Raw genomic sequence first — 24,715 nt, 5'->3', positions numbered from 1 at the left:
AAACAGCGCCCCCGCGAGAGGGCCCAGGAAGAGGAGCCACCCATGGCCGCCCGAACGAACCCCGTCCCGTCCGTCTGGGCCCGCCAGCCGCGCGAGCCCGAGCAGCCCTCCCTGAGCCGGGCCGCGATCGTCCGCGAGGCGGTCGTCATGCTGGACGCCGAGGGCATCGACGCCCTGAGCATGCGCAAGCTCGCCACCCGCCTGAACGCGGGCGCGACCTCCCTCTACCGCCATGTGGCGACCAAGGACGAGCTGATGGAACTCGCGGTGGACGAGGTCTTCGGCGAGATCGCCCTCCCGCCTGCCGACAGCCCGAACTGGCGCGCCGCCGCCGTCGAGGCCGCCCAGGCCTTCCGGGCGACCGCCCTGCGCCACCCCTGGCTGTCCTCGGTGCTGGGCCAGGCCGGTCTCGTCTACCTCGGCCCCAACCTGATGTCCTTCTCCGAGCGGCTGGCCGCCCTCTTCGCCGCGGCCGCCTTCCCCGAGCCGGCCCGGGCGATCGAGACCCTCATCTCCTACGTCGTCGGCATGAGCACCGCCGAGGCGGCCTGGCTCACCGCCGTGGCCCGCTCCGGCGAGAGCGAGGCCGAGTTCGTCGCCCGTCTGATGCCCGCCGCCGAGCAGGCCACCGTCGGCTACGAGCACCTCAACGGCGACTCCACGGCCGCCGCCGCCGAGGACCCGGCCGCCGCACGCGACGCCAAGTTCTCCTACGGCCTGGAGGTCGTCCTGGACGGCCTCGCCCTGCGGCTGCCCCGCTGACCCGTCGGTCCACCGGACCAAGCCGCCCAACTCCCCGCAAAGACCCCGCAAGGGACTCCGCGAGGGAACGGCGCCGCCCGCCCGCCCCGTAAAACACCGGCGGCCGCGGGGTGGGGAGCGGGCACAATGGCGTAGTGATGGTGGGCCGTCCGGTGTCGGGGGGCCAGGGATTGGAGGCCCGGGTGAGCGATCTTCCGCGCAAGGCAGTGACCCGCACGGCACGGCTCGCCGCCCTACCGCTGGGGATAGCCGGACGCGCCACGCTCGGACTCGGCAAGCGCATCGGCGGCCGCTCCGCCGAGGTGGTGACGGCCGAGCTCCAGCAGGCCACCGCCGACCAGCTGTTCAAGGTCCTCGGTGAACTCAAGGGCGGGGCGATGAAGTTCGGGCAGGTGCTGTCCGTCTTCGAGGCCGCGCTGCCCGAGGAGGTCGCCGGGCCGTACCGGGCCGCACTCACCAAACTGCAGGACGCCGCTCCCCCGATGCCCGCCACCAAGGTGCACGCCGCGCTCGCCCAACGGCTCGGGGACGGCTGGCGCGAGCTGTTCCGGGAGTTCGACGACCGCCCGGCGGCCGCCGCCTCGATCGGCCAGGTGCACCGGGCGGTCTGGCACGACGGCAGACGGGTCGCGGTCAAGGTGCAGTACCCGGGAGCGGGTGACGCGCTGCTCGCCGACCTGTCCCAGCTGAGCCGGGTGGCCTGGCTGCTCGGCCCGCTGGTTCCCGGGCTGGACATCAAGCCGCTGATCGCCGAGCTGCGCGAGCGGGTCTCGGAGGAGCTGGACTACGAGCTGGAGGCACAGGCCCAGCGCCGGCACGCCGAGGAGTTCGCGGGTGACCCGGACATCCTGGTGCCGAACGTGGTGGCGCAGGCCGACCAGGTCCTGATCACCGAGTGGATGGACGGCACCCCGCTGGCCGAGGTGATCGCGCGCGGCACCCAGGAGGAGCGCGACCGCGCCGGGCAGCTGCTGGCCCGGTTCCTGTTCGCCGGCCCGTCGCGGACCGGTCTGCTGCACGCGGACCCGCACCCGGGCAACTTCCGGCTGCTGACGGACGACGGCCCGGCCGCGGGCTGGCGGCTGGGCGTGCTGGACTTCGGCACGGTGGACCGGCTGCCGGGCGGGCTGCCCGAGCCGATCGGGGCCTCGCTGCGGATGGCGCTGGACGGGGACGCGACCGGCGTGCTGAAGATGCTGCGCGAGGAGGGCTTCGTGAAGCCCTCGATCCGGCTGGACCCGGACGCGGTGCTGGACTACCTGCTGCCGATCATCGAGCCGGCCACGGTGGACAGCTTCCACTTCACCCGGACGTGGATGCGCGCCCAGGCGGCCCGGATCGCCGATCCGCGCTCGCCCGCCTACAACCTTGGCAAGCAGCTGAACCTGCCGCCCGCGTACCTGCTGATCCACCGGGTGACGCTGAGCACCATCGGGGTGCTGTGTCAGCTGGGCGCCAAGGCGCCGTTCCGCGCCGAGATGCTTCAGTGGCTGCCCGAGTTCTCGGACGGGCCGTCAGCGGAGCCGGCCGAGTCCGTGGGGCGCGCCAAGCCCGCCCGCAGGCGCTGACCGAGGGCACCGAACGGCCGCAGGCCGCTCCCCGTGGACGGGGGGCGGCCTGCGGCACGACAGGGGCGGTACTACGGCGGTCGGCGCTTACATCAGCGCGACGGCGAGGGCCTTGCGAGCCCGCAGCGAGGCCCGCTCGGCCCGCTGCCGGAGCTTGCGGGCCCGGACGACCCGGCTGACGAGCCGTTGGTTCTCGGCCTCGTGCAGCCTGTCTTGCATATGGGCACGGGCCAGGGATTCATGCAGGAGTTGCATCTCGAGGATCCTGTTCTGGGTCTGAAGTTCGGCGGCCTGCTCGGCGCGGACGGTCGGATCGATGGCGGCGGGGGTCATGTGGTGGTCCTGCTCGTGGTGCGTGCTCGGGAATGGGCGGGTGCGGGCCTCTGAGTCAGCCTTGGCGGCGGCGATCCGTACGGACCGGCGGAGGGCGGTATCCAGCGGGGACTGCTCTCCCCGGCGGATGGCCCTGGCGTGGTCGGCGGGGTTCACGCCATGACCTCGGTCTTGCGCGGACGGCCACGCGGCCGCTTGCGGGCCACGACGACGCCCTGGACGAAGAGCTCGCCACCCCAGACGCCCCACGGCTCGCGCCGCTCCAGTGCGCCGGCCAGGCAGGCCTCCTTCACCGGGCAGGTGCCGCAGAGGGACTTCGCGTACTCGACGTCGGCGGGCGTCTCGGCGAAGAAGACCTCGGGGTCGAAGGCGCGGCAGGGGATGGGGAGACCGAGTGCCTCGGCCTGCTCGATCGAGCTGATCTGCATGGAAGGAACCTCCGGGGGGTCGGCCTGGTCGGCCTTGGTGATCTGGCTTGTCGGCGGTACGGACGGGATGGGCGGCGTGATGACCGTGGACACTGTGGGCGTCTTCCTCGTCTTCTCAGTGGTTCCGGCCCAGTGGACTGGTGGTGCTGGGCCGGAGGCCCCGGGGGGCCTGGGTGGTCTTGCGTACCGGACAAAACAGAAGGGCCGCGGATCCCGGTGTGACGGGTTCCGCGGCCCTGGAGGTGCCGACCTGAGGCTGACTCAGGTTCGTTCTCTCCAGGGTTCAGGCCCGCGGAAGGCCCGCATCCGGATGGCCTTGGCGCCGATAAAGGCGGCCGTGGCCTGCTTGATCTGCTGCTCGTTCTGCTCCTGGGCGTTTCCGGCACCGATGACCTGCGCATAGCCGCCATGCATGGCGGCGGCTACGGCCGCCTTCGGTGCCTGGATCGGTCGCTCATCGCACATGGGACGCGACGCATCGACCGACGCCCAGTCACGGGACAGACCGGCCTCGACAACGGTGCCTTCGACACTCCTGCCGCCCGTGATGCGCAGATCAGTGTGTCCAAGACCACTGACAACGGAGGCGACGGAGACACCGGTGGTGTCGAGACCCAGACCGGTTCCACCGAGCTCGGCGAGCGCCCGCAGGCGGGCGGCACGCAGGGAGGCAGCGACAACGGTCTGGCCAGTCATTTTGGTGATCATGATGTTTCCCACTGTCTTCGCCTCCTCTCGGCGTCTCGCGGAGCCTGGTTCCCCTGGCTCCGAATGTTCGGATGTCTGTCTCGGTAAAGCTGTGGGGCGAGGGGAATCGGCACAGGTGTCACCCCGTGCGACCGCGTCCCCTTGACCGCTCCGGCAGGCTATTGCGCTCCCGGTATGCCGCGCAAACTATTTTTCACGCGAGTTCTGCGGCGCGTTACACGGCGCGATCCGCGACACGTTCCGCGGCGGCTTCGAAGTCCCCCGAGCAGTCCCCTGGACCGCGCCCGCGCCGGCTCACACCGGATCGACCGGACCGTCGTCCTCGACGCCGTCCGGATCCTCCTCGGGCTCCTCCCCCGCACACAACGAGAGCACGGCGGCCCCGTACTTGTCCAGCTTCATGGCGCCGACCCCGGAGATCAGGGCCAGTTCCCGGCTGCTGGAGGGCACGTCCTCGGCGATCGCCATGAGCGTCGCGTCGGTGAACACCACGTAGGCCGGGGCGCCCTGCTTCCTGGCCTGCCGGGCCCGCCACTCGCGAAGTCGCTCGTACAGGCCCTCGTCCATGGAGGAGGGACAGTCCTCGCAGCGGCGCAGCTTGCGTTCGACGGCCTCGGTGAGGACCTTGCCGCAGACCCGGCAGGTGACCGGGCCGCGGACCCGTCGGGCGGCTGAGCGCTCGCCGGTCTCGACACTCCCCCTTCCGCCCCGCGCGCCGGTGCGCGCGCCGGGGGCGGCGGAGCCGGGGCGCAGTCCGTCGAGGAAACGGCTGGGCTTGCGGCCGGCGCGGCCACCCGGGGAGCGGGCGAGGGCCCAGGAGAGGCTGAGGTGTTTGCGGGCGCGGGTGACGCCGACGTAGAGGAGGCGGCGTTCCTCCTCGATCTGTTCGTCGGTCTTGGCGTAGATGATCGGCAGGGTGCCCTCGGTGAGGCCGACGAGGAAGACGGCGTCCCATTCGAGGCCCTTGGCGGCGTGCAGGGAAGCGAGGGTGACGCCTTCGACGGCGGGGGCGTGCTGGGCGGCGGCGCGGGCGTCGAGTTCGGCGACGTAGGCGGCGAGGTCGGTGGTGCGGCCGTCGGCGGTGCGGGTGCGCTCGAACTCCTCCGCGAGGCGGACGAGGGCGGCGAGGGATTCCCAGCGGTCTCGGACGGCGCCGGAGCCGGCGGGGGGTTCGGGGGTGAAGCCGCGGCTGGCGAGGACGGCGCGGACCTGGCCGGCGAGGTCGGGGGCGCCGGCGATGAGCGGGTCGGCGGCGGCGCGGGCGGCGCCGCGCAGCAGGACGCCGGCGTCGCGGACCTCGGGGCGTTCGAAGAACCGTTCGGCACCCTTGAGCTGGTAGGGGACGCCGAGGTCGGCGAGGGCCTGTTCGTAGACCTCGGACTGGCCGTTGGTGCGGAACAGGACGGCGATCTCGCTGGCGCGCACGCCGGTGGCGAGGAGGTCCTTGATGCGGCGGGCGGTGGTCTCGGCCTCGGTGGGTTCGTCCTCGTACTCGGTGTAGACCGGTTCGGGGCCGGCTTCGCGCTGGGAGACGAGTTCGAGGCGGTGGCGGGCGGCTTCGCCGCGGGCCTGGGCGAGGAGTCCGTTGGCGAGGTGGACCACCTGGGGGGTGGAGCGGTAGTCCCGGACGAGTTTGACGACGGTGGCCTCGGGGTGGCGGCTGCGGAAGTTGAGAAGGTAGTCGGGGGTGGCGCCGGTGAAGGAGTAGATGGTCTGACTGGCGTCGCCGACGACGCAGAGGCTGGCGCCGCCGCCGGGGCCGGTCCACTGGTCGAGCAGACGCTGCTGGAGCGGGGAGACGTCCTGGTACTCGTCGACGGTGAAGTGCCGGTACTGGGAGCGGACCTGGTCGGCGATGTCGGGGCGGTCCTCCAGGATGGCGGCGGTGAGGAGCAGGACGTCCTCGAAGTCGATGGTGCCGCGGCGGCTCTTGGTCTCCTCGTAGACGCGGTAGACCTGGGCGGTCTCGGCGGGGTCGCGGGGGGCTTCGCGGCCGGACTTGGCGACGGCCGCGGGGTAGTCCTCGGGGCCGGTCTGGGTGACCTTGGCCCATTCGATCTCTGCGGTGAGGTCGCGCAGTTCGGTGCGCTGGACGCGCAGCCCGCAGCGGCCGGCGGCTTCGGCGACGAGCTGGACCTTGCGTTCGAGGAGCTGGGGTACGGGGCCGCCGACGGCGCGGGGCCAGAAGTACTGGAGCTGGCGCAGGGCGGCGGCGTGGAAGGTGCGGGCCTGGACGCCGTCGGCGCCGAGCTGGCGCAGGCGCCCGCGCATCTCGCCGGCGGCGCGGGCGGTGAAGGTGACGGCGAGGACCTGCGAGGGCTGGTAGACGCCGCTGCGCACGCCGTAGGCGATGCGGTGGGTGATGGCGCGGGTCTTGCCGGTGCCGGCGCCGGCGAGCACGCAGACCGGGCCCTGCAGGGCGGTGGCGACGGCGCGCTGTTCGGGGTCGAGCCCGGCGAGCACGGCGTCGGGGCCCGTGGCGGCGCCGGGGTCGGCCCAGGGGGAGCCGTGGGGGCCGTCGTAGGGGCTGCCGCTCAAGAGGTCTTCCTGCATGCGTTCCATCCTCTCAGTCCGGTGGGACAACGGGGGCGGGGTTGTCCACAGGCCCGGTGTGATCGCAGGATGATCGCGCCGCGTGCCGACCGTTGGCATGGCGGAATGCCCGCCGCCCGGCGGACGTTTGGTCCAGGGACCGCGTGAACCTCTCTTTCGAAGGAGCCCCCTCAATGTCCGGCACCGTGACGATGTACAGCACGACCTGGTGTGGGTACTGCAACCGCCTCAAGAGCCAGCTGGACCGTGAAGGCATCGGCTACACCGAGATCAACATCGAGGAGGACCCGACTTCGGCGGCCTTCGTGGAGTCGGTGAACAACGGCAACCAGACGGTGCCGACGGTTCTGGTGCAGCCGGTCGGCGGCGGCGAGCGGGTCGTGATGACCAACCCGAGCCTGCTGCAGGTCAAGAAGGCCCTGGCGGCCTGATCCGCCCGGTCCCGGCCGGGTCGGCGCGCGTCACGGCGCGTCGGCCCGGGCGGGGTCGACGGGGGCGGCGGGGGCGGGCAGGGTGGTGCGCGCGCCGAGGTCGCCGATGCCGTAGACGAGCCGGCTGCGGTCGGCGGAGTAGCGGGTCTCGATGACCCGTACGGGCCCGCGCCGGTCGTAGGTGACGCGGGTCTGCACCATGAGCGGGACGCCGGGGCCGCCCTGGAACCACTGGGCCTCCTCGGGGCCGGGCATCCGGGCGACGAGGTGGTCGACGGCGCCGATCTCGGTGCGGCCGAGGGCGGCGAGGACGGCTTCGTCGCCGCCCTCGACGGGGTCGGGTTCCATCAGCGGGGTGCCGGCGGCGAGTCCGGCCCGGTAGTGGCTCTCCTCGATGGAGTAGGGCTCGCGGTCGAGCAGCCGCAGTTGGCGGCGGACCACGATGGCCTCGCCGGGGCGCAGTCCGAGGCGTTCGGCGATATCGACGCGGGCCCGGACGATCATCATCTCGAAGTCGGTGCCGAGTTCGCGCCCGGCGTCGGCGGCTTCGCCGAGGTAGACGGCGGAGGGCGCGCCCAGGCAGTCTCGGGGCTCGGGGGCCAGGTCGGGGCCGTAGGCGCGGTGGTCGAGGACCGGGTGTTCGCGCAGGTAGGTGCCCTTGCCCTGGAGGCGGACGAGTCGGCCTTCGTTGACGAGGACGTCGACGGCGAGGCGGACGGTGTTGCGGGCGACGCCGTACTGGCGTTCCAGTTCACTCTCGACCGGCAGGGCGGCGTCGGCGGTGAACTCGCCCTCGGCGATCCGGCGGCGCAGGTCGGCGGCGAGGCGCTGGTATTTGGGGGATTGGGCGGTGCCCCGGGGGATTGTCACCCGAGTGAATGTAGCGAGCGCGGCGACGCGGTTTCAGCCGTTTCCGGCAATGTCGTCCGCGCGGGTTGACGGTGGGGGCAAGGGAACGTCCTGCGGTAGCAGAACTGGCCCGTCCGGCCACGAACAGCAGGTCGTGGCGGGTTCGGGAAGGGCTGGAAAAGAAAAACGGGGGCGCGCGGCATAAGCCGCACGCCCCCTTTCGCACGGAAGCATCGGGAATTCGTACAGGATTACCAGCGCGCGGCCGCCGGCAGCGGCTCCCCGTACCAGAGTTCGACCAGGTGACGGGCGATCGAGATGCCGGAGGGCGGCAGGATCTCGCCCGCGGCCATCCCGGCCCGCAGCTCCTCGCGGGAGAACCAGCGCGCCTCGGCGAGCTCCTCGCCGTCCACGGTGATCTCGGTGCCGCCGGGCAGCGCCTTGCCCGCGAAGCCGAGCATCAGGCTGGACGGGAACGGCCAGGGCTGGCTGGCGACGTAGCGCACCTCGCCGACCCGCACCCCCGCCTCCTCCTGCACCTCGCGGGCCACCGCCTGCTCGATCGACTCCCCCGGCTCGACGAAGCCGGCCAGCGTGGACCAGCGGCCCTCCGGCCACAGCGCCTGGCGGCCGAGCAGGCAGCGGTCCTGCTCGTCGGTGATCACCATGATCACCGCCGGGTCGGTGCGCGGGTAGTGCTCGGCCGCGCAGGAGGTGCAGCGCCGCACGTGCCCGGCGCCGGCCTTCTCGGTCGGGTGCCCGCAGCGCGAGCAGAAGCTGTGCAGCCGGTGCCAGTGCTCCAGCGCGACGGCGTGCACCAGCAGCCCGGCGTCCCGGTCGGACAGCAGCGCACCGACCTCGCGCAGCCCGGCCGGGCGGGCGTCGCCGTCCAGCCGGCCGGGCAGGCTCTCGCCGGCCAGCGCGAAGTAGGAGACGCCGTCCTCGTCGGTGCCGAGGAAGTACCGGTCCCCGGTCTGCGGCGCCTCGAAGGAGGGCAGCAGCACGAGTTCGGTGCCCTGCGCGGTGTCGACGACGAAGGCCTCGCCGCCGGCGATCGGCAGCACCCGGGTGGCGGGGTGGCTCCACGCGGCCGCCAGCCAGGGCTCGTCGAACCGGTGCTCGGCCGCCCGGTCCACCCCCGACCTGGCCAGGGCCAGGGCCAGTGGGCGCTCGGTCTCAGGCACGGTGCTCACGTCGTTCCATCCCCACGTGGTGAATCATCCGGATGAGTGATCTGACTGCCATGTGCACGGACCCGTGCACCGAACGGACTCATGCGCCTGCCTCGCTTCGCTCGACAGGGGCATGCGCCCACGCGCACCCCTCGATGGTGAGCTCGCTCCGCTCGCTCACGCGCCCACCTCGCTGCGCTCGGCAGGCGCTTCGCGCAACGCGCACCCTCGATGGTGAGCTCGCTCCGCTCGCTCACGTGCCGGGCCGGAAGTTCTCGGCCAGGTCGCCCCACAGGTACGCGGCGGTCTCCACGCCCTTGGCCAGCAGGTCCAGCTCGACCTTCTCGTTGACCGAGTGCCAGCCGTCCGAGGGCACCGAGATGCCGAGGAACAGCACCGGGGCGCCCAGCACGTCCTGCAGGTCGGCGGCGGGGCCGGAGCCGCCCTCGCGGGTGAAGAGGATCTTCTGCCCGAAGGCGCGGCCCATCGCACGGACGGTGGACTGCAGCGCCGGGTGGTTCAGCGGGGTCAGGCACGGCCGGGTCGCGCCCGGGAAGGCCAGCTCGTACCGGATGCCCTCGGGCACCTGCTCGGCGACCCAGGCGCGCACGGCCTCGCGGACCTTCTCCACCTCCATCCCGGCGACCAGCCGGAAGGACAGCTTCAGGTGCGCCGAGCTCGGCACGATGGTCTTGCCGCCGGGGCCGGTGTAGCCGCCCCAGATGCCGTTGACCTCGGCGGTCGGGCGGGCCCACACCCGCTCCAGGGTGGAGTACCCGGCCTCGCCGCGGGTGCCGTACGACTTGGCGACGCGCAGCCACTGCGCCTCGTCGAAGGGCAGCTCGGCGAACAGCTCGCGCTCGCGGTCGGTCAGCTCCACGATCCCGTCGTAGAAGCCCGGGATCGCGACCTTGCGGTCGGCGTCGTGCAGGGCGGCGGCCAGCTCGGCCGCGACCTGGGCCGGGTTGGGGACGGCGCCGCCGAAGGAGCCGGAGTGGATGTCGGTGTCCGGCCCGTACAGGTCGAGCTGGGCGTCGGCCAGGCCCCGCATGCCGGTGCAGACGGTCGGCGTGGTCTCGGACCACATACCGGTGTCGGAGATGACCACCACGTCGGCGGCCAGCCGCCCGGCCTCGCGCCGGACCAGGTCGGCGAAGTGCGGCGAGCCGGACTCCTCCTCGCCCTCGATCAGCAGCTTGAGGTTGACGGCGGGCGCGGTGCGGCCGGTGGCGGCCAGGTGGGCGCGCACCCCCAGGGTGTGGAAGAACACCTGGCCCTTGTCGTCGGCGGCGCCGCGCGCGTACAGCCGCCCGCCGACCACGGTCGGGGTGAACGGCTCGGTGTCCCAGCCGTCCTCCTGCGCGGCGGGCTGCACGTCGTGGTGGCCGTAGACCAGGACGGTCGGCGCGGACGGGTCCCCGGAGGGCCACTCGGCGAACACCGCCGGCAGCCCGTCGGTCTCCCACACCTCGGCGACCGGGAAGCCGGTGTCGCGCAGCTTGGCGGCCAGCCACTCGGCGGAGCGGCGCACGTCGCCGGCCCGCTCCGGGTCGGCGGAGACCGAGGGAATGGCCAGCCACTCGGAGAGGTCGGCGAGAAAGGCGGCCTGGTGCTGGTCGATGTAGGAGCGGACGGCGCTGTCCGGGGTTCTCGTCATACCGACGACTGTAGTTCGCCCGTGCGGGTGCCCGCCCCGGCCGTCCGGTTGCTGCCGCCCGTCGGGGCTGTAACCTCCGTCACCCCCGCCGCCGGGAGGGGCGGACGGGGGTGACGGAGGCCGCGTGGGAGGTCAGCCCGTGCGGCGCAGCAGCGAGATCCGCGAGCGGGTGAGCAGCGCGGCCAGGCCGGCGGCGAGCAGCGGCAGCGCCACCACGGTGGCGGCGATGGTGGGCCAGGGGAAGACCACGGACGACCTGTCGGCGAGATCCTCGGGGCTCATGCCGGGGTAACTGTCCGCGATGCCCTGGATCTTGCGCAGCGCCACGGCCGGCAGAACGCCGCAGACGGTGCCGAGCAGGGTGCCCATGGCGGCGATCACCCCGCACTGGAAGCCGGACAGCGAGCGCCGGATGCGCGGTTCGGCGCCGACTGCGGCGAGGGTGGTCAGGTCGCGCTGGGAGTCGGCGGCGGCCAGTCCGGTGGCGATGCCGGCCGCGCCGAGGGCGACCAGGGCCGCGAAGCCGGCCAGGCCGAGGCCGACGAGTCCGGCCTTGGACTGGTAGCCGCGTTCGACTTCGAGGACGGTGTGGTCGGTGAGCTTGGCGAGCGCGCCGTCGGCCTTCTGCTGGTCGCCGTCGGAGGGTGCGGCAGCGGGCAGCCAGACCGAGCCGGCCGGCCTGGTGGTGAAGCCGAGCCGGGTGGCGGCGTCCGGGGTGATCACGGCCTGGCCGGGGGCCGGCGCCGCGGCGGAGGCGAGGACGGCGTCGACGGCGGCCTCGGTGATCTTGGGCTTGCCGGGCACGGTGCCGTCGGCGCCCGTGGTCATCGGCTCGCTGTACTGGAGGACGACCTTGCCGTCCTTGATGTAGCGCGGGTCGAAGACCACGGCCTTGCCGGCGGCGAGGGCCTGGCCGGCGGCCGGGTCGGTGACGCCGTACAGGTTGCGCAGCAGGGTGGCGTCGCCGGCCGTGATGTCGCCGTAGTGGCTGCCGCGGCGTTCGTGGACCTGGCAGCGCGGGTCGCTGTTGCGGAGCCGTTCGGCCTCGCCGGAGCTGAGCGGGGTGTCGCCGTCGTAGATCGGGCAGCGCCGTTCCTTGGGCGGCATGACCTGGATGTAGCCGCAGGATCCGCCGTCCCGGCAGTCGCCCTTGTAGTCGACGTGGGAGACGTCGGCGCGCGGGCCGAGGGCGGGGATGCTGCGTTCCACGCTGTCGCGCATCTGCGGCAGCAGCTTGCCGTCGGGGCCGCTGGTGTAGCCGCTGCCGAGCATGACGGCGCCGGAGGGACCGGAGGCGACGTACTCGCGGCGGTACTGGTCGTCGTAACTGGCGATGTAGACGTTGACGGCGACGGAGCCGGCAACGGCGGCCATCACGGCGGCGACGGCGGGTGCGGTGCGGCCGCGGTGGCGGACGGAGTCGCGCAGGGCGAGCCGGGGGCCGAGCGGGAGCAGGCGGCCGAGCTTGCCGAACAGGCCGACCAGGTACGGGGTGAGGGCGACCATGCCGAGTTCGGCGACGAGCGAGCCGCCGAGGACGGCGATGCTGCGGCTGGCGAAGCCGCTGGTGGCGCCGAGCAGGGCGAACGCGGCGCCGCCGGCGAGCATCAGCAGGCCGAGCAGGGCGAGTTTGCGGCTCGGGGGCTTGAGCGAGTCGCGGCCGGTGAGGGCGGAGACGACGTCCTGGCGGGAGGCCTGGACGGCGGGTACGACGGCGGCGAGCAGTCCGGTGACCAGGCCGACCAGGAGTACGCCGAGCAGGTCGAGCGGCTGCAGGTTGAAGTGGCCGAAGCGGGCGCCGGAGTACTCCTCGGCCCGGGTGCGCAGCAGGGCGACCAGGCCGACGCCGAGGCCGAGGCCGGTGGCGGCGCCGGTGAGGCCGAGGACGATGCCGCCGCCGAGGACGACCGCGCGGACGTTGGCGCGGTCACCGCCCGCGGCGGCGAGCAGGCCGAGCTGCCGCCGTGAGCGTCGGGCCCCGACGGCGAAGGCGGGGCCCGCGAGGAGGACGATCTCCAGCAGGGCCATGCCGACGACGGTGGCGAGGATGACGACGGAGGTGCGGTCGAGGAGGGCGGTACGGAAGCCGCTGTTGTGCCGGTCCATCTCGACGTAGTAGGGCACGTCGCCGCGCGCGGGCGGGTCGAGCAGGACGGCGCGGGAGGTCAGGACGAAGCCGTAGCCGTTGAGTTCGGTGACCTTGGCCCAGTCGAGGGTGGCGCCGGCGGGGAGCCTGACCAGCCAGCGGGTGGCCGGGCCGGAGTCGTGGCCGGGGTCCTGGGAGAGCTTTCCGATCAGGGCGCCGGGCCGGGCGATGAGTTCGGTGCCCGCGAGGTCGCCGGGGTACTCGACGACGGCGGTGATGGTGAAGGGGCTGGACTCCAGGCCGCGGACGGTGGTGCGGTCGCCGATCCTCAGGCCGGAGCGCTTGAGGAACGCCCGGGTGACGGCGGCCTGTTGGTCGTTGGTGGGGGCGCTGCCCTCGACCAGGTCGACCCGGCCGTTCCAGATCGGGTCGGTGAGGTCGGCTTCGCTGGTGCGGGTGCTGAGCAGGCCCTGGGTGCTGGTGGCCGCGGTCTCGGGGCCCTGGGACTCGGGCACCAGGGTGCTGCCGGGCGGCAGCAGCTGCCGAGCCAGCTGGGCGGGTTCGGTGTCGAGGGCGCGTCGCTGGGCAGGGGTGTACTGCGGGGCGGCACCCTCCTTGGCCTCGTACCTGGGGTTGTCGACCATGAGTCCCTGGTCGGGGTCGGGGGCCTGCTTGACGGCGGATCCGCGCTGGTCCATGGCCAGTTCGCCGTCGGCCCGGCCCATGATCCGCACGACCTTCTCGGCGGGTTCGAGGGTGGCGCTGCGGAAGACCACGTCGGCGCCGGTGACGCCGAGGACGGGCAGCGCGACCATGGCGATGACCAGGGCGCTGCGGCCCTTGGCGCGTAGGGCGTCGCGGCGGGCGATGCGCAGGGCGAGCCGCCAGGCTCCGGGCTTCACTCGTCCACCTGCTTGCTGTTCGCGGCGGCGCTGACGAGCAGGCTGGCGGCGTCCTGGCTGACGGATTCGTCGACCATGCGGCCGTCGCGCAGGAAGACCACGCGGTCGGCCCAGGCGGCGTGGCGGGCTTCGTGGGTGACCATCATGGCGGCGGCGCCGGCGTCGCAGCGGGCGCGCAGGACGGCGAGGACGGCTTCGCCGGTGGTGGAGTCGAGGGCGCCGGTGGGTTCGTCGGCGAGGACGAGGCGGCGGTCCCCGATCAGGGCGCGGGCGATGGCGACGCGCTGCTGCTGGCCGCCGGACATGTCGTCGGGGAAGCGGTCGGCGAGTTCGGGGATGCCGAGTTCCTCCAGGGCGGCGAGGGCTTCGCGGCGGGCGGCGCGGGCGGAGAGGCCGTCGAGTTCGCGCGGCAGGGAGATGTTCTCGGCGGCGGTGAGGGCCGGGATCAGGTTGTAGTCCTGGAAGACGTAGCCGACGGAGCGGCGGCGGACCTGGGCGAGTTTCTTGCGGGTGAGGGCGCCGAGGGCGACGCCTTCGACGAGGACCTGGCCGTCGGTCGGGGTGTCGAGGCCGCCGGCGAGGGTGAGCAGGGTGGACTTGCCGGAGCCGGAGGGGCCCATGACGGCGACGAATTCGCCGGGGTGGACCTTGAGGTCGACGCCGCGCAGGGCCTGGACCTCGGCGGCGCCCTGGCCGTGGACGCGGGTGACGTTCTCCAAGTGCAGCACCGGTTCCTGCCGGGGCTGTCGGGTGTGGGACATGCTTCCCCCCTTGTTCTGGGACATGGTTCCCCCGTTGTGCTGGGTGCGGGTCCGGCGCCGGGGCGCCGGCCGGTGGTTCGGGACGGCCGGTGGTTCGGGACGGCCGGTGGTTCGGGTCGGCCGGGGCCGATGGGACGGGCTCTAGGTGCGGGTGCGGCGGCCGAGCCGGGTGGGCTTCTTGGGCGTGGCCTCGGCGTCGCGGGTGGTTTCGGCGGCGCGGGCCCGGTGGAGTTCGGCCTGTTGGGCGAGTCGGGTCTCGCAGTGGTCGAGCCAGCGGATCTCGGCTTCGGTCTGGAAGATCAGCTGGTCGAGGACGAGCAGCCAGGCGAGTTCGTTGCTCCCGGTGGGCACGGTGCCGGGTCCGACCTCGCCGGCGAGGGCGCGGCCCTTGAGCCGGGTGTAGTCCTGCAGTGCCTTGATGCTGTGCCGGCGCTGGCCCTGGACGACGGCGGAGACGTCTACTCCGGGGACGGTGACGGCCATGGCGAGTTTGATGGCGAGTTCGTCGCGCGGGGGGTTGGTCCGGGGCACCGGGGTGTCGAACCAGGCCCGCAGTTCGGCGCGGCCGGCGTCGGTGGCGGCGTAGAACTGGTGGCCCTCCTCGTCCTCGCCCGCCGGTTCGACCAGGCCGTCGCGCTCCAGTCGGGAGAGCGTGGTGTAGACCTGCCCGACGTTGAGCGGCCAGGTGGCGCCGGTGCGGGCCTCGAACTCGGTGCGCAGTTGGTAGCCGTAGCGGGGGCCCTGGTCGAGCAGGGCGAGCAGACCGTGGCGGATGGACATACTCGGTATGTATACCCGGTATGCCCTGCCGCCTCAAGCCGCGGCCCCTCGGGTACCGTCGTGCGGTGTGAGCCATTTGCGCATCGCCACCTTCAACCTGTTGCACGGTCAGCCGCTCGCCCCGGACGGCGCGCCGCGGCCCTACCCGGCCGACGCGGGCGCCCCGTTGGCGGAGGCGGTGGCCGCGCTGGACGTCGACGTGCTGGCCCTGCAGGAGGTGGACCGGCACCAGGCCCGCTCGGGCGGCACCGACCAGGCGGCGGTGGCGGCCACGGCCATGGGCGCCGGCGACTGGCGCTTCGCCGCCGCGCTGCACGGGCGCCCGGCGCCGGTGGCGGGCTGGGTCCCGGAGCCGTCCGGGCCGAACGGGCTGCGGGTGTACGGGCCGGGCGAGGTGGGCGACGGCGCCCCGCCCTCGTACGGGACGGCGCTGCTGACCCGGCTGCCGGTGCGGCACTGGCGGGCCCGGCGGTTCGCCCCGGCACCGTTCGGGCTGCCGCTGCGGGTGGCCGGGCGGCGTGGGCTGACCCCGGTGCCGGACGAGCCGCGGGCAGCGCTGGCCGCGGTGCTGGAGGGCGGGCGCGGGCCGTTCACGGTGGTGGCGGCGCACCTGTCCTTCGTCCCGGGCTGGAACATGGCGCAGCTGGCGGGCATCCGGCGCTGGATCGCCGATCTGCCGCAGCCGCACCTGGTACTGGGGGACTTCAACCTGATCGGCGCGGTGCCGCGCACGGTGCTGGGCGGGGCGACGGCGCTGGAGCGCACCGCGCCCCGGGCGCGGGTGCGGGTGCGCGAGCTGCGGGCGGCGCGGCGGGTGCGGCCGGCGTTGGCGGAGCCGCGCCGGCGGCGGGTGCGGGAGCCGCGGGCGCGGCTGCAGGGCTGGTACGACCTGGCGCGCACGCCGACCTATCCCTCGCATCGGCCGGCGGTGCAGTTCGACCACGTGCTGGCGGTCGGGGTGCCGCGCGCGGCGGTGGGCCCGGCGGCGGCGCCGCGCGCGGTGGTGTCGGACCACCGGCCGCTGGTGGTCCGGGTGTCGCTGTGAGCCGTCGTTGAGCTAGTGGGTCGTCAGGACGGCGTTCTGCTGCGGCAGCTGGAAAGCCGGGGTCGGCTGGGGGTCGTACTGCAGGAGCAGCATGGCCGCGTCGTCACAGAGTTGGCGGCCGACGTGGCGTACCACGTCCTCGTGCAGGCGCTGCAGGACGTCGGCGGGGCGGCCGTCGGCGCAGCGCGGGAGGCGTTCGGCGAGCGGGTAGAAGGCGCCGGAGCGGTCGCGGGCCTCGATCACCCCGTCGGTGAACAGCAGGACCCGGTCGCCGCTCTGGAGCGGGACCCGGTGCACCGGGGGGTGGACGTCGGCCGGGTCGAGGACGCCCAGCGGCGGTACGGTGTCGGCGAGTTCGAGCGGGCGGACGGTGTCGCCGCGCAGCAGCAGCGGCGCGGGGTGTCCACAGTTGACGAGTTCGGCGGTGCCGTCGGGGCCGACGCCGATCAGCACCAGGGTGACGAACTCCTCCTCCACGCCGGGGTGGTCGTTCTCGTGCAGGGCGCGGTCGAGGCTGACGGCCAGCCAGCCGGCCACCCGGTCGAGCGCGGGTTCCTGGTGGGCGGCCTCGCGGAAGGCGCCGAGGACGGCGGCGGCGGTCTCGACCGCACCGAGACCCTTGCCGCGGACGTCGCCGACCACGGCCCGGACGCCGTGGCGGGTGTTGACGACCTCGTACAGGTCGCCGCCGATGCGGGCGTGTGCGGCGGCGGCCTCGTAGTGGACGGCGGCGCGCATGCTGCCGACCTTCTCGGGGACGGGCCGCAGCAGGACCCGGCGGGCGATCGAGGCGACCAGCTGGGCGTCGGCGAGGGCGCGCTCCTGGCGAAGTCTCAGGGTGGCGCTGACCCAGCCGATCGTGGCGACCAGCAGGACCGCGATGACGCTGGCGGCGTGCACGGACTCGCCGAGCGCGTCGCTGTGGAAGGCCATCAGGAAGGCCGCCGCCTCGGTGTACAGGCCGATGACGAGCGGGTACCAGGTGCGGCGGCTGACCACGGCGGCCAGCGCGGGAACGGCGGTGAGGGCGGGTTCTACCGTCACCTCGGTGCCGCTGAGGTAGTCGAGGACGACGATCAGCGCCATGCCGATGAGGGGCAGCGCGAGCGCCGTCCTCGGCCAGGTGCCGGTCGCGCCCGGGGCGGGTCCCGGGGTCGGCCCGGTGAACCGCTCTCTGATCCATCCGGTCGCGCTCAACTTCGGTCTCTCCAGCAGAAGGCGCCGATGCCCGGGGGCACCTGCGGTGATGACTGAGGGTTAGGGAACGCGGGCCTCGCTGGCGGCCGGAGCACGGGGGTTGACCGGTTACCGACCCCACAATAGGCGCGAAACGTGCGCGACGCACAGGTTTCGGACGTCGACGTGATGACTTGGATGCTCTGCGTGACTCATTAGTCACTGTTCCCGATCAGGAGCCGTTCCAACTCTTTTCGGTCGGGAAGTCCTTCCGGACGGACGATCCGCCCGCTGCGGACGTACAGGAACGAAGCCGTGACCTGCTCGGGATCCACGCCTGCCTGCTCGGCCCAGGCCAGTCGGTAGACCGCGAGCTGCAGCGGGTCGGCGGTCTCCTCGCGATGGGTCTTCCAGTCCACCACTTCGTAGCGTGACGCACCACCCGATTCTGACAGTACGTCACCGCCCCGATAGACCGCGTCGATCCGGCCGCGCACCACCCGCCCCGCCAGCACCAGCTGGAACGGCGCCTCCACCCGGTGGGGCTTGCGCTGGGCGTACGGGGTGCGCAGGAACGCCTCCTTGAGCCGCTCCAGGTCCTGCTCGTCCTCGATGCCGTCGTCGTCGGCGCCGGGCAGCGCGCCGGGCTCGATCAGCAGCAGCGGCTCGATCCGGGACTGCACCCAGGCGTGGAAGCGGGTGCCGCGCCGGGCGGCGGGCTGCGGGGGGCGCGGCATCGGGCGGGCCAGGTCGCGCGCGAAGCCGTCCGGGTCGGCGGCCAGGCGCAGCAGCTGGGTGGCGGACAGCGCGGCGGGCAGCGGCACCTCGCGGGCGGTGCGCCGGGAGCGCTCCAGCTCGCCCAGCAGCGCGGTCAGGTCGCGGTCCCAGGAGGCCACCTGGCGCTGGTCCTCGGCGGACATGGGCTCGGGTCCGCCCTGAGCCGGCGCCGGATCCGAGGGCCCGGCGGCGAACGGGCGAGTCACAGCTCCGCCCGCGATCCTGCCGCGCACCACCTCGGCGACCCGGCGGCGGGCGTGCTGCGCGGCCGGGTCCAGCGGCAGCGGCCAGGGGCGTTCGACGGCGGCGGCCAGCGCCGGGTTCTCGGCGCCCTTGTCCGGCTGCTCGGCCCAGTGCTCGACCTCGCCGGCGCCCGGCCGCTCGCAGTGCTCGCGCAGCCGCTCCAGGAAGGCGGACGGGCCGCGGACGGTCTTCTGGCTGGGCCCCCACCAGTGGCCGGAGGCCAGCAGCAGGGACCGCGGCCGGGTGAACGCGACGTAGCCCAGGCGCAGTTCCTCGGTGCCGGAGTGCTCGGTCAGCTCCTTCTTGAACGCGGCCATCGACTTGCCGTTCCAGCCGCCGCGCACGTCGGGCAGGGTGGCGGCGTCGCCGCGCAGGGCGTGCGGGAGCACGCGCTTGGTGCTGGTCCAGCGTTCGCGCGGGGTGCCGGACGGGAACGCCCCCTTGACCAGGCCGGGGACGGCCACCACGTCCCACTCCAGGCCCTTGGACTTGTGGGCGGTGAGCACCTTCACGGTGTCCTCGCCGCCGGGCAGGCTGCTGTCCAGGCCCCGCTCGTACTCCTGGGCGGCGCGCAGGAAGCCGAGGAAGGCGGCCAGGCCCGGGTCGCCGTCCAGGTCGGCGAAGGAGGCGGCGACGTCCAGGAAGGCGTGCAGGGTCTCCCGCCGCCGGGCGGCCAGCGCCTGCGGGGAGGCGGCGAGTTCGACCTCCAGGCCGGTGGCGGCCAGCACCCGGTGCAGCACGTCCATCAGCGGGTCGGCGAGCGAGCGGCGCAGCTCGCGCAGTTCGGCGGCGAGCCGGGCGAAGCGGACCCTGGCCTCGGCGGAGAACGGCAGGTCGTCCGGCTGGTCACCCCCCTCACCGGGTGAGGTGGTGAGGAAGGTCTCCACCGCGTCGGCCAGCGAGACCACCTCGGTAGGGTCGGCCTCGGCGACGGCCGCGGCCAGCGCCGTCACGCCCTCGGGCCGCTCGGTGCGCACCAGGTCGGCGGCGCGGCGGCCGAGCAGGGCGAGGTCGCGCGGGCCGATCCGCCAGCGCGGACCGATCAGCAGGCGCACCAGGGCGGCGTTGGCGGTCGGGTCCTGCAGCACCTCGCAGACCGCCACCAGGTCGGCCACCTCGGGCAGTTGCAGCAGCCCGCCGAGGCCCACGACCTCGACCGGCACCTCGCGGGCGACCAGGGCGGCGTGGATGTCGGGGAAGGCCGCGCCGCCGCGGCACAGCACGGCGATCCGGCCGGGGGCGGTGCCGGTGCGCACCAGGTGGGCGATCGAGTCGGCGAGCCAGTCGACCTCCTCGGCGTGGGTGGGCAGCAGCGCGGCCCGCACATAGCCGTCCTGTTCCGCGCCGGGGGCCGGGCGCAGCGCCTCGACGCCCTCGTGCATGGCACGCAGCGGGGCGGCGAGTTCGTTGGCGAAGGCGAGCAGGCGCCCGCCGCTGCGGCGGTTCTCGCTGAGCGCGTAGCGGTCGGCGGGGCGGCCGTCGGCCTTCGGGAAGTGCCTCGGGAAGTCGTCCAGGTTGGCGACGGAGGCGCCGCGCCAGCCGTAGATGGCCTGGCAGGGGTCGCCGACGGCGGTCACCGGGTGGCCGCCGCCCTGCTGGTCGGGGCCGGCGCCGAACAGGCCGGCGAGCATGAGCCGCTGGGCGACCGAGGTGTCCTGGTACTCGTCGAGCAGGACGACCTTGAACTGACCGCGGAGCAGTTCGCCGACCTCGGGGCGCTGCTGGGCGAGGCGGGCGGCGGCGGCTATCTGGTCGCCGAAGTCCATCAGTCCGGCGCTCTGCTTGCGGCGACGGTACTCCTCGACCAGGCGCAGCAGTTCCAGTCGGGCGCGGGCGGTGGCGGGGACGGCGCGCAGGTCGTCGTTGCTGAGCTTGACGGTGGCGAGGGTGTCGAGCAGTTCCTCGTCGTGGGCGCGCAGGGCGGCGGGCTCGACCAGGTGTTCGGCGAGTTCGCCGTCCAGGGCGGTGAGGTCGGCGACGAGATTGGCGAAGGTGCCGGTGAGGGCGGGGAAGGGGCCGCGGGCGGTGCGCAGCACCTTGGCGGCGAGCTGGAAGCGGGTGGCGTCGGCGAGCAGCCGCACGTCCGGTTCGATGCCGATCCGCAGGCCGTGCTCCTTGAGGAGGCGGCCGGCGAAGGCGTGGTAGGTGGAGATCTCCGGGTCACCGAGGGGGTCGGTGTCGGCCCGGTCGGCGACCCCGGCCCGGAGCAGGCTGGCGCGGACGCGTTCGGCGAGCTCGCCGGCGGCCTTGTTGGTGAAGGTGAGGCCGAGGACCTCCTCGGGCCGTACGGCGCCGGAGCCGACCAGCCAGACGACCCGGGCGGCCATCACGGTGGTCTTGCCGGAGCCGGCGCCGGCCACGATCACGGCCGGTGCCAGGGGGGCGCCGATGGCCGCCATCTGCTCCCGGTTGAACGGGATGCCCAGCAGCTCCTTGAGCTGGTCGGGATGGCTGAGCACGGCGGTCACCCCGCAACCGTAACCGGAGCGGCGGACATTCCCCGCCGGGCGTTCCCCTAGCCGAAAGGCGCTCCGCCCCGGAGGCGAGCGGGCGCTCAAAAAGTCAGAGAAGCTGTGCGCCGTCGCGCTGGGCGGAGCAGCTGCGGCGGAAGGTGCAGCGGTCGCAGCCGCTGCCGGTCTGCGGGACGAAGCGCTCGGCGAGGACCTTGCCGGCGGTCTCGGCGAGCAGGTTCTCGATCCACGGGTCGCCCTCGGGCGGCTCCTGGCGCTGCACCTTGGGGGCGTCCGGGGCGGCCTTGGCGGCGGGTTCGCGCAGGTGGACGAGTTCGGCGCCGCCGGTGGCCGGGGGGCGGGCGGTGAAGCCGGGCAGCTCGTTGAGGGCGCCGGCGCGCACGGCGAGCTGGTAGACGGCGAGCTGCTTGTGCTCGGGCAGCGACCTGTCGGTGGGTATCTGCTTGCCGGTCTTGAAGTCGACCACGTAGGCGCGCCCGGCCCGGTCCTTCTCGACCCGGTCCATGGAGCCGCGGATGCGCACCGAGACGCCGCCGACGTCGAGGGTGACGTCGAAGCCGTGCTCGGTGGCGACGACGTCGCGGCCGCGTTCCAGGACGTGCCAGTTGAGGAAGCGCTCCAGGGCGGCCCGGGCCTCGCCCTTCTCCTGCTGGGACTTCCAGGGGGCGTCGAAGGCGAGCGCGTCCCAGACGGTGTCCAGGCGTTCCATGAGGACGGCGAGGTCGGCGGGGGTGCGGCCGGAGCCGACCTCGTCGGCGAGGGCGTGCACCACGTTGCCGAAGCCCTGGGCGGCGGAGCCGGCGCTCCGGGCCTTGACCTCCTTGTCCAGGAACCACTGCAGCGAGCAGTTCTCCAGCTGTTCCAGGCCGCTGCCGGACAGCCGTACGGGCAGGTCGGCGCTGCGCAGCGGTTCGGGGGCGGCGGTGGCGTCGTCCAGGCCCCACCAGCGGTCGGGGTGGGCGGCGGGCACCAGCGGCAGGCCCTCGTCGTCGGTGGCGGCGGCGAGGGTGGCGAGGCGTTCGGCGGCGGCGCGGCGCAGTTCGGGCGAGCGGGCGGGGTCGACGGTGACGGCGCGCAGTTCGGCGACCAGGGCGGCGACCGACAGCGGGCGGCGCGGGCGGTGGGTGACGTCCTCGACGGTGACCGGCGGGGTGCGGCGCAGTACCTTGCCGGTGCGCGGGTCGACGTCCTCGCGGTAGAGCTCGCGCAGGAAGCGGGAGGGCTTGTCGCCGTCGTCGGCGGGCGCCTTGACGGCGGTGACGATCAGTCGTTCCTCGGCGCGGGTGGCGGCGACGTAGAAGAGGCGGCGTTCCTCGCCGAGCAGGGCGGCCGGGGAGAGCGGTTCGGCGAGGCCGTCGCGGCCGATCCGGTCGGCCTCCAGCAGGGAGCCGCGGCGGCGCAGGTCGGGCCAGAGGCCGTCCTGGACGCCGGCGACGACGACCAGGCGCCATTCCAGGCCCTTGGAGCGGTGGGCGGTCATCAGCCGGACCGCCTCGGGGCGCACGGCGCGGACGGTGAGGGTGTCGGCGGCGATGTCCTGGGCTTCGAGTTCGGCGAGCAGGTCGAGGGCGCTGCGGTGGCCGGTGACCTGTTCCTCGGCGCGGGCGGCGGTCTCGAACAGGGCGCACAGCGCGTCCAGGTCGCGGTCGGCGTTGCGGCCGGCGGCGCCGCCGCGCAGGGCGGCGCGTTCCAGACGTTCGCGCCAGCGGCGGCTGCCGTCCCACAGCTCCCACAGGGCGTCCTCGGCGGTGCAGCCGCCGGCGAGGCGTTCGCGGACCTTGCGCAGCAGGGTGCCGAGGTCGCGGGCGCGGCGGGCGATCGCCGGGTCGAGGGCGATCAGGCGCTCGGGTTCGGCGAGGGCCTCGCGGATCAGTTCGCCGGCCGGGCGCGGAGCGGCGGCGGGGCGGCCTTCGGCGCGCAGGGCGGCGCGTTCCTCCTCGCGCAGGGCGCGGCCCAGGCGCCGCAGGTCGGAGCCGTCGAGGCCGCCGAGCGGGCCGGTGAGCAGGGCGTGGGCCAGGTCGACGGTGAGGGGGTCGGGGGTGTCCGGGCCGGCAGTGTCCTGCTCCGCGGAGTCCGGGTCGTCGTGCCGGTCGCGGGCGGCGAACCGGGTCGCCTGTTGGGCGCAGACCCGCAGGGCGAGCAGCAGTTGGGCGACGGCGGGCTCCTCGCGCAGCGGCAGGTCGTCGCCGTCGATCTCCAGCGGGACGCCGGCCGCGCCGAGCGCCCGCCGCACGCCGGGGATGGAGCGGGCGCCGGCCCGTACCAGCACGGCCATCTCGCCCCAGGGCACGCCGTCCTCCAGGTGGGCGCGGCGCAGCAGGTCGGCGATCGAGTCGAGTTCGGCGCCGGGGGTCGGGTAGGTGTAGACCTCGGCCCGGCCGCCCTCGCGGGAGGGCAGCAGGGCGCGGTGCTGGGCGAGTTTGTCGGCGGGCAGCCGGCCCATCGGCATCCGGCGGGCGAGTTCGCGGGAGGCGGCGAGCAGGACGGCGCCGGAGCGGCGGGAGACGCGCAGCACCTTGACCTCGGCCGGGCTGCCGTCGGCCTGTCGGAAGGTCTGCGGGAAGTCGAGGATGCCGTTGATGTCGGCGCCGCGGAAGGCGTAGATCGACTGGTCGGGGTCGCCGACGGCGACGAGGTCGCGTCCGCCGCCGGCGAGCTGGCGCAGCAGCCGGACCTGGGAGGGGTCGGTGTCCTGGTACTCGTCGACGAAGACGACCTCGTAGCGCTGCCGGAGCTCCTCGCCGACCTCGGGGCGTTCGGCGAGCAGGACGGCGCGGTGGACGAGTTCGGCGTAGTCGAGGACGCCGCGCAGGTCGAGGACGTCGAGGTAGTCGGCGAGGAAGTGCGCGGCGGCGGCCCAGTCGGGGCGCTGGACGCCCTGGGCGAAGCGTTCGAGTTCGGCCTCGCCGAGGCCGAGTTCGCGGCTGCGGGCGAGGACGGCGCGGACCTCGTCGGCGAAGCCGCGGGTGGTCAGGCAGGCGCGCAGGTCCAGCGGCCACTGGATGCGGGTACTGCCGAGCTTGGCGTCCTCGGCGCCGCCGGCGAGCAGTTCGCGGACCATGACGTCCTGCTCGGGGCCGGAGAGCAGCCGCAGCGGTTCGGCGTAGTCCTGCGGGTCCTGGTGGGCGCGCAGCAGGGCGTAGCAGAAGGAGTGGAAGGTGGTGGCCTGCGGGGCGGCGGCGGTGCCGAGGCGGCCGGACATCCGGTCGCGCAGTTCCATCGCGGCCTTGCGGCTGAAGGTCAGGACGAGGATCTTCTCGGGGTCGGTGCCGTCCTGGACGCGCCGGGCGACCGCCTCGACCAGGGTGGTGGTCTTGCCGGTGCCCGGTCCGGCGAGGACGAGCAGCGGGCCGCCGGCGTGCTCGACCACGGCGCGCTGGTAGGCGTCCAGCACGGGCGGGTCGGGCTGGACGAGCGGGCTGCGCACGAGCCGGTACGGCGAACTCACGCGCCCGCCCCGCCGCGCTCGGCAGGGGCGTTCGCCCACACGCGCCTTTCGATGGCTCGCTCGCTTCGCTCGCTCACGGATTTTCCCAGGTCGTACAGAGGGGCATGGCCGGGCGGGCCCGCCGGGGCCCGCCCGTATCGAGCCTACGATCCTGCCCCGTCAATCCCGCCCGCGCGAAGGATCCGGTGAAATCTGCTCGCCGTCCCAGCGGGCCCGCCTCAGGTCGACCCGGGGCGGGTCGGCGAGTTCGCGCAGCGGGGTGCCCTCCTCGCTGTAGTGGGCGAGGGCGCGGTGCTCGTGCCCCGGCAGAAAGCGGCCGTCGGCGCGGATCACCCGCCACCAGGGCACCGAGCCGCCGTACAGTGCCATCACCCGGCCGACCTGCCGGGGGCCGCCCTGGCCGAGGTACTCGGCGACGTCGCCGTAGGTCATCACCCTGCCGGGTGGAATCCGCTCGGTCAGGTCGAGCACGAGTTCGGCGAAGGGCGGTAGGGCGCCCGGGAGGCCGTCGTCTGTTACGTCCGTCACCTGCGGCATTCTTCCCTACAGGGGCGCACGAGCGGCC

General features: G+C 74.0%; 18 protein-coding genes. 4 read left to right on the top strand and 14 right to left on the bottom strand.

What is annotated here, in order from left to right; all coding sequences use genetic code 11:
- Positions 1-42: 42 nt before the first annotated feature.
- On the top strand, positions 43-762 hold the full coding sequence (locus ACIRYZ_RS11570) for a TetR/AcrR family transcriptional regulator (RefSeq protein ID WP_402942301.1): 720 nt from the start codon (positions 43-45) through the stop codon (positions 760-762).
- A 182-nt stretch (positions 763-944) separates the two neighbouring features.
- A complete protein-coding gene (locus ACIRYZ_RS11565) occupies positions 945-2,330 on the top strand; it encodes an ABC1 kinase family protein (RefSeq protein WP_402942299.1) in 1,386 nt (461 codons plus the stop codon).
- Positions 2,331-2,417: 87 nt separating this feature from the next.
- Here the strand turns inward: ACIRYZ_RS11565 and ACIRYZ_RS11560 are convergent, their stop codons facing one another.
- The 4 genes from ACIRYZ_RS11560 to ACIRYZ_RS11545 all read right to left on the bottom strand — a co-directional run bounded on the left by ACIRYZ_RS11560 (position 2,418) and on the right by ACIRYZ_RS11545 (position 6,361).
- Positions 2,418-2,819, bottom strand: coding sequence for a hypothetical protein (locus tag ACIRYZ_RS11560; RefSeq protein WP_402942297.1), 402 nt, complete (start codon positions 2,817-2,819; stop codon positions 2,418-2,420).
- Positions 2,816-3,184, bottom strand: coding sequence for a WhiB family transcriptional regulator (locus tag ACIRYZ_RS11555; RefSeq protein WP_380615870.1), 369 nt, complete (start codon positions 3,182-3,184; stop codon positions 2,816-2,818). Before ACIRYZ_RS11555 ends, ACIRYZ_RS11560 begins: the two co-directional genes overlap by 4 nt.
- Positions 3,185-3,352: 168 nt before the next feature.
- Positions 3,353-3,811, bottom strand: coding sequence for a hypothetical protein (locus tag ACIRYZ_RS11550; protein WP_402942295.1), 459 nt, complete (start codon positions 3,809-3,811; stop codon positions 3,353-3,355).
- A gap of 282 nt (positions 3,812-4,093) precedes the next feature.
- Entirely contained in the window at positions 4,094-6,361 is a 2,268-nt protein-coding gene (locus tag ACIRYZ_RS11545) for an ATP-dependent DNA helicase UvrD2 (protein WP_402942294.1), read from the bottom strand.
- Positions 6,362-6,525: 164 nt separating this feature from the next.
- On the opposite strand from ACIRYZ_RS11545, the gene ACIRYZ_RS11540 reads away from it, so the two are divergent.
- Positions 6,526-6,783: a mycoredoxin gene (locus ACIRYZ_RS11540; RefSeq protein WP_402942292.1), complete on the top strand. Its 258-nt coding sequence runs from the start codon at positions 6,526-6,528 to the stop codon at positions 6,781-6,783.
- 30 nt (positions 6,784-6,813) lie between these two features.
- Here the strand turns inward: ACIRYZ_RS11540 and ACIRYZ_RS11535 are convergent, their stop codons facing one another.
- The 6 genes from ACIRYZ_RS11535 to ACIRYZ_RS11510 form a co-directional block, all read right to left on the bottom strand.
- On the bottom strand, positions 6,814-7,653 hold the full coding sequence (locus ACIRYZ_RS11535; protein ID WP_393024874.1) for a GntR family transcriptional regulator: 840 nt from the start codon (positions 7,651-7,653) through the stop codon (positions 6,814-6,816).
- A 230-nt stretch (positions 7,654-7,883) separates the two neighbouring features.
- Positions 7,884-8,825: an NAD(+) diphosphatase gene (gene nudC / locus ACIRYZ_RS11530; protein WP_402942290.1), complete on the bottom strand. Its 942-nt coding sequence runs from the start codon at positions 8,823-8,825 to the stop codon at positions 7,884-7,886.
- Positions 8,826-9,057: 232 nt separating this feature from the next.
- Positions 9,058-10,461 carry a dipeptidase gene (locus tag ACIRYZ_RS11525; protein ID WP_402942288.1) on the bottom strand — a complete coding sequence of 468 codons (1,404 nt, stop codon included), beginning with the start codon at positions 10,459-10,461 and terminating at the stop codon, positions 9,058-9,060.
- A gap of 132 nt (positions 10,462-10,593) precedes the next feature.
- Positions 10,594-13,449: an FtsX-like permease family protein gene (locus ACIRYZ_RS11520; protein ID WP_402942286.1), complete on the bottom strand. Its 2,856-nt coding sequence runs from the start codon at positions 13,447-13,449 to the stop codon at positions 10,594-10,596.
- Complete coding sequence (locus ACIRYZ_RS11515; RefSeq protein WP_402942284.1) at positions 13,446-14,210, bottom strand: ABC transporter ATP-binding protein; 765 nt, start codon at positions 14,208-14,210, stop codon at positions 13,446-13,448. The genes ACIRYZ_RS11520 and ACIRYZ_RS11515 overlap by 4 nt, the downstream gene beginning before the upstream one ends.
- 141 nt (positions 14,211-14,351) lie before the next feature.
- A complete protein-coding gene (locus tag ACIRYZ_RS11510; protein WP_402942282.1) occupies positions 14,352-14,990 on the bottom strand; it encodes a PadR family transcriptional regulator in 639 nt (212 codons plus the stop codon).
- 67 nt (positions 14,991-15,057) lie between these two features.
- On the opposite strand from ACIRYZ_RS11510, the gene ACIRYZ_RS11505 reads away from it, so the two are divergent.
- Entirely contained in the window at positions 15,058-16,035 is a 978-nt protein-coding gene (locus ACIRYZ_RS11505) for an endonuclease/exonuclease/phosphatase family protein (RefSeq protein WP_402942280.1), read from the top strand.
- 12 nt (positions 16,036-16,047) lie between these two features.
- On the opposite strand, the gene ACIRYZ_RS11500 is transcribed toward ACIRYZ_RS11505, so the two are convergent.
- The 4 genes from ACIRYZ_RS11500 to ACIRYZ_RS11485 all read right to left on the bottom strand — a co-directional run bounded on the left by ACIRYZ_RS11500 (position 16,048) and on the right by ACIRYZ_RS11485 (position 24,687).
- Positions 16,048-17,232, bottom strand: a complete 1,185-nt coding sequence (locus ACIRYZ_RS11500) for a PP2C family protein-serine/threonine phosphatase (protein ID WP_402942279.1) — start codon at positions 17,230-17,232, stop codon at positions 16,048-16,050.
- Positions 17,233-17,426: 194 nt separating this feature from the next.
- On the bottom strand, positions 17,427-20,699 hold the full coding sequence (locus ACIRYZ_RS11495) for a UvrD-helicase domain-containing protein (RefSeq protein WP_402942277.1): 3,273 nt from the start codon (positions 20,697-20,699) through the stop codon (positions 17,427-17,429).
- A 94-nt stretch (positions 20,700-20,793) separates the two neighbouring features.
- Positions 20,794-24,150 (bottom strand): ATP-dependent helicase, encoded by a 3,357-nt coding sequence (locus ACIRYZ_RS11490; RefSeq protein WP_402942275.1) that lies wholly within the window; start codon positions 24,148-24,150, stop codon positions 20,794-20,796.
- Between the two features lie 159 nt (positions 24,151-24,309).
- On the bottom strand, positions 24,310-24,687 hold the full coding sequence (locus ACIRYZ_RS11485; protein ID WP_393024848.1) for an MGMT family protein: 378 nt from the start codon (positions 24,685-24,687) through the stop codon (positions 24,310-24,312).
- Positions 24,688-24,715 lie beyond the last annotated feature (28 nt).

Origin of the sequence: Kitasatospora sp. NPDC101155 (assembly GCF_044768305.1) — a bacterium.
In the GTDB taxonomy this organism is placed as follows: domain Bacteria; phylum Actinomycetota; class Actinomycetes; order Streptomycetales; family Streptomycetaceae; genus Kitasatospora.
The sequence above is the reverse complement of the archived record's forward strand: the minus strand, read 5'-3'. Positions and strand labels throughout refer to the sequence as shown.

Excerpts from the sequence above, each read along its gene's own strand:
- ACIRYZ_RS11485 (WP_393024848.1), bottom strand. The coding sequence starts at position 24,687 with ATGCCGCAGGTGACGGACGTAACAGACGACGGCCTCCCGGGCGCCCTA.
- ACIRYZ_RS11510 (WP_402942282.1), bottom strand. The coding sequence starts at position 14,990 with ATGTCCATCCGCCACGGTCTGCTCGCCCTGCTCGACCAGGGCCCCCGC.
- ACIRYZ_RS11570 (WP_402942301.1), top strand. The coding sequence starts at position 43 with ATGGCCGCCCGAACGAACCCCGTCCCGTCCGTCTGGGCCCGCCAGCCG.
- ACIRYZ_RS11540 (WP_402942292.1), top strand. The coding sequence starts at position 6,526 with ATGTCCGGCACCGTGACGATGTACAGCACGACCTGGTGTGGGTACTGC.
- ACIRYZ_RS11545 (WP_402942294.1), bottom strand. The coding sequence starts at position 6,361 with ATGGAACGCATGCAGGAAGACCTCTTGAGCGGCAGCCCCTACGACGGC.
- ACIRYZ_RS11525 (WP_402942288.1), bottom strand. The coding sequence starts at position 10,461 with ATGACGAGAACCCCGGACAGCGCCGTCCGCTCCTACATCGACCAGCAC.
- ACIRYZ_RS11515 (WP_402942284.1), bottom strand. The coding sequence starts at position 14,210 with ATGTCCCACACCCGACAGCCCCGGCAGGAACCGGTGCTGCACTTGGAG.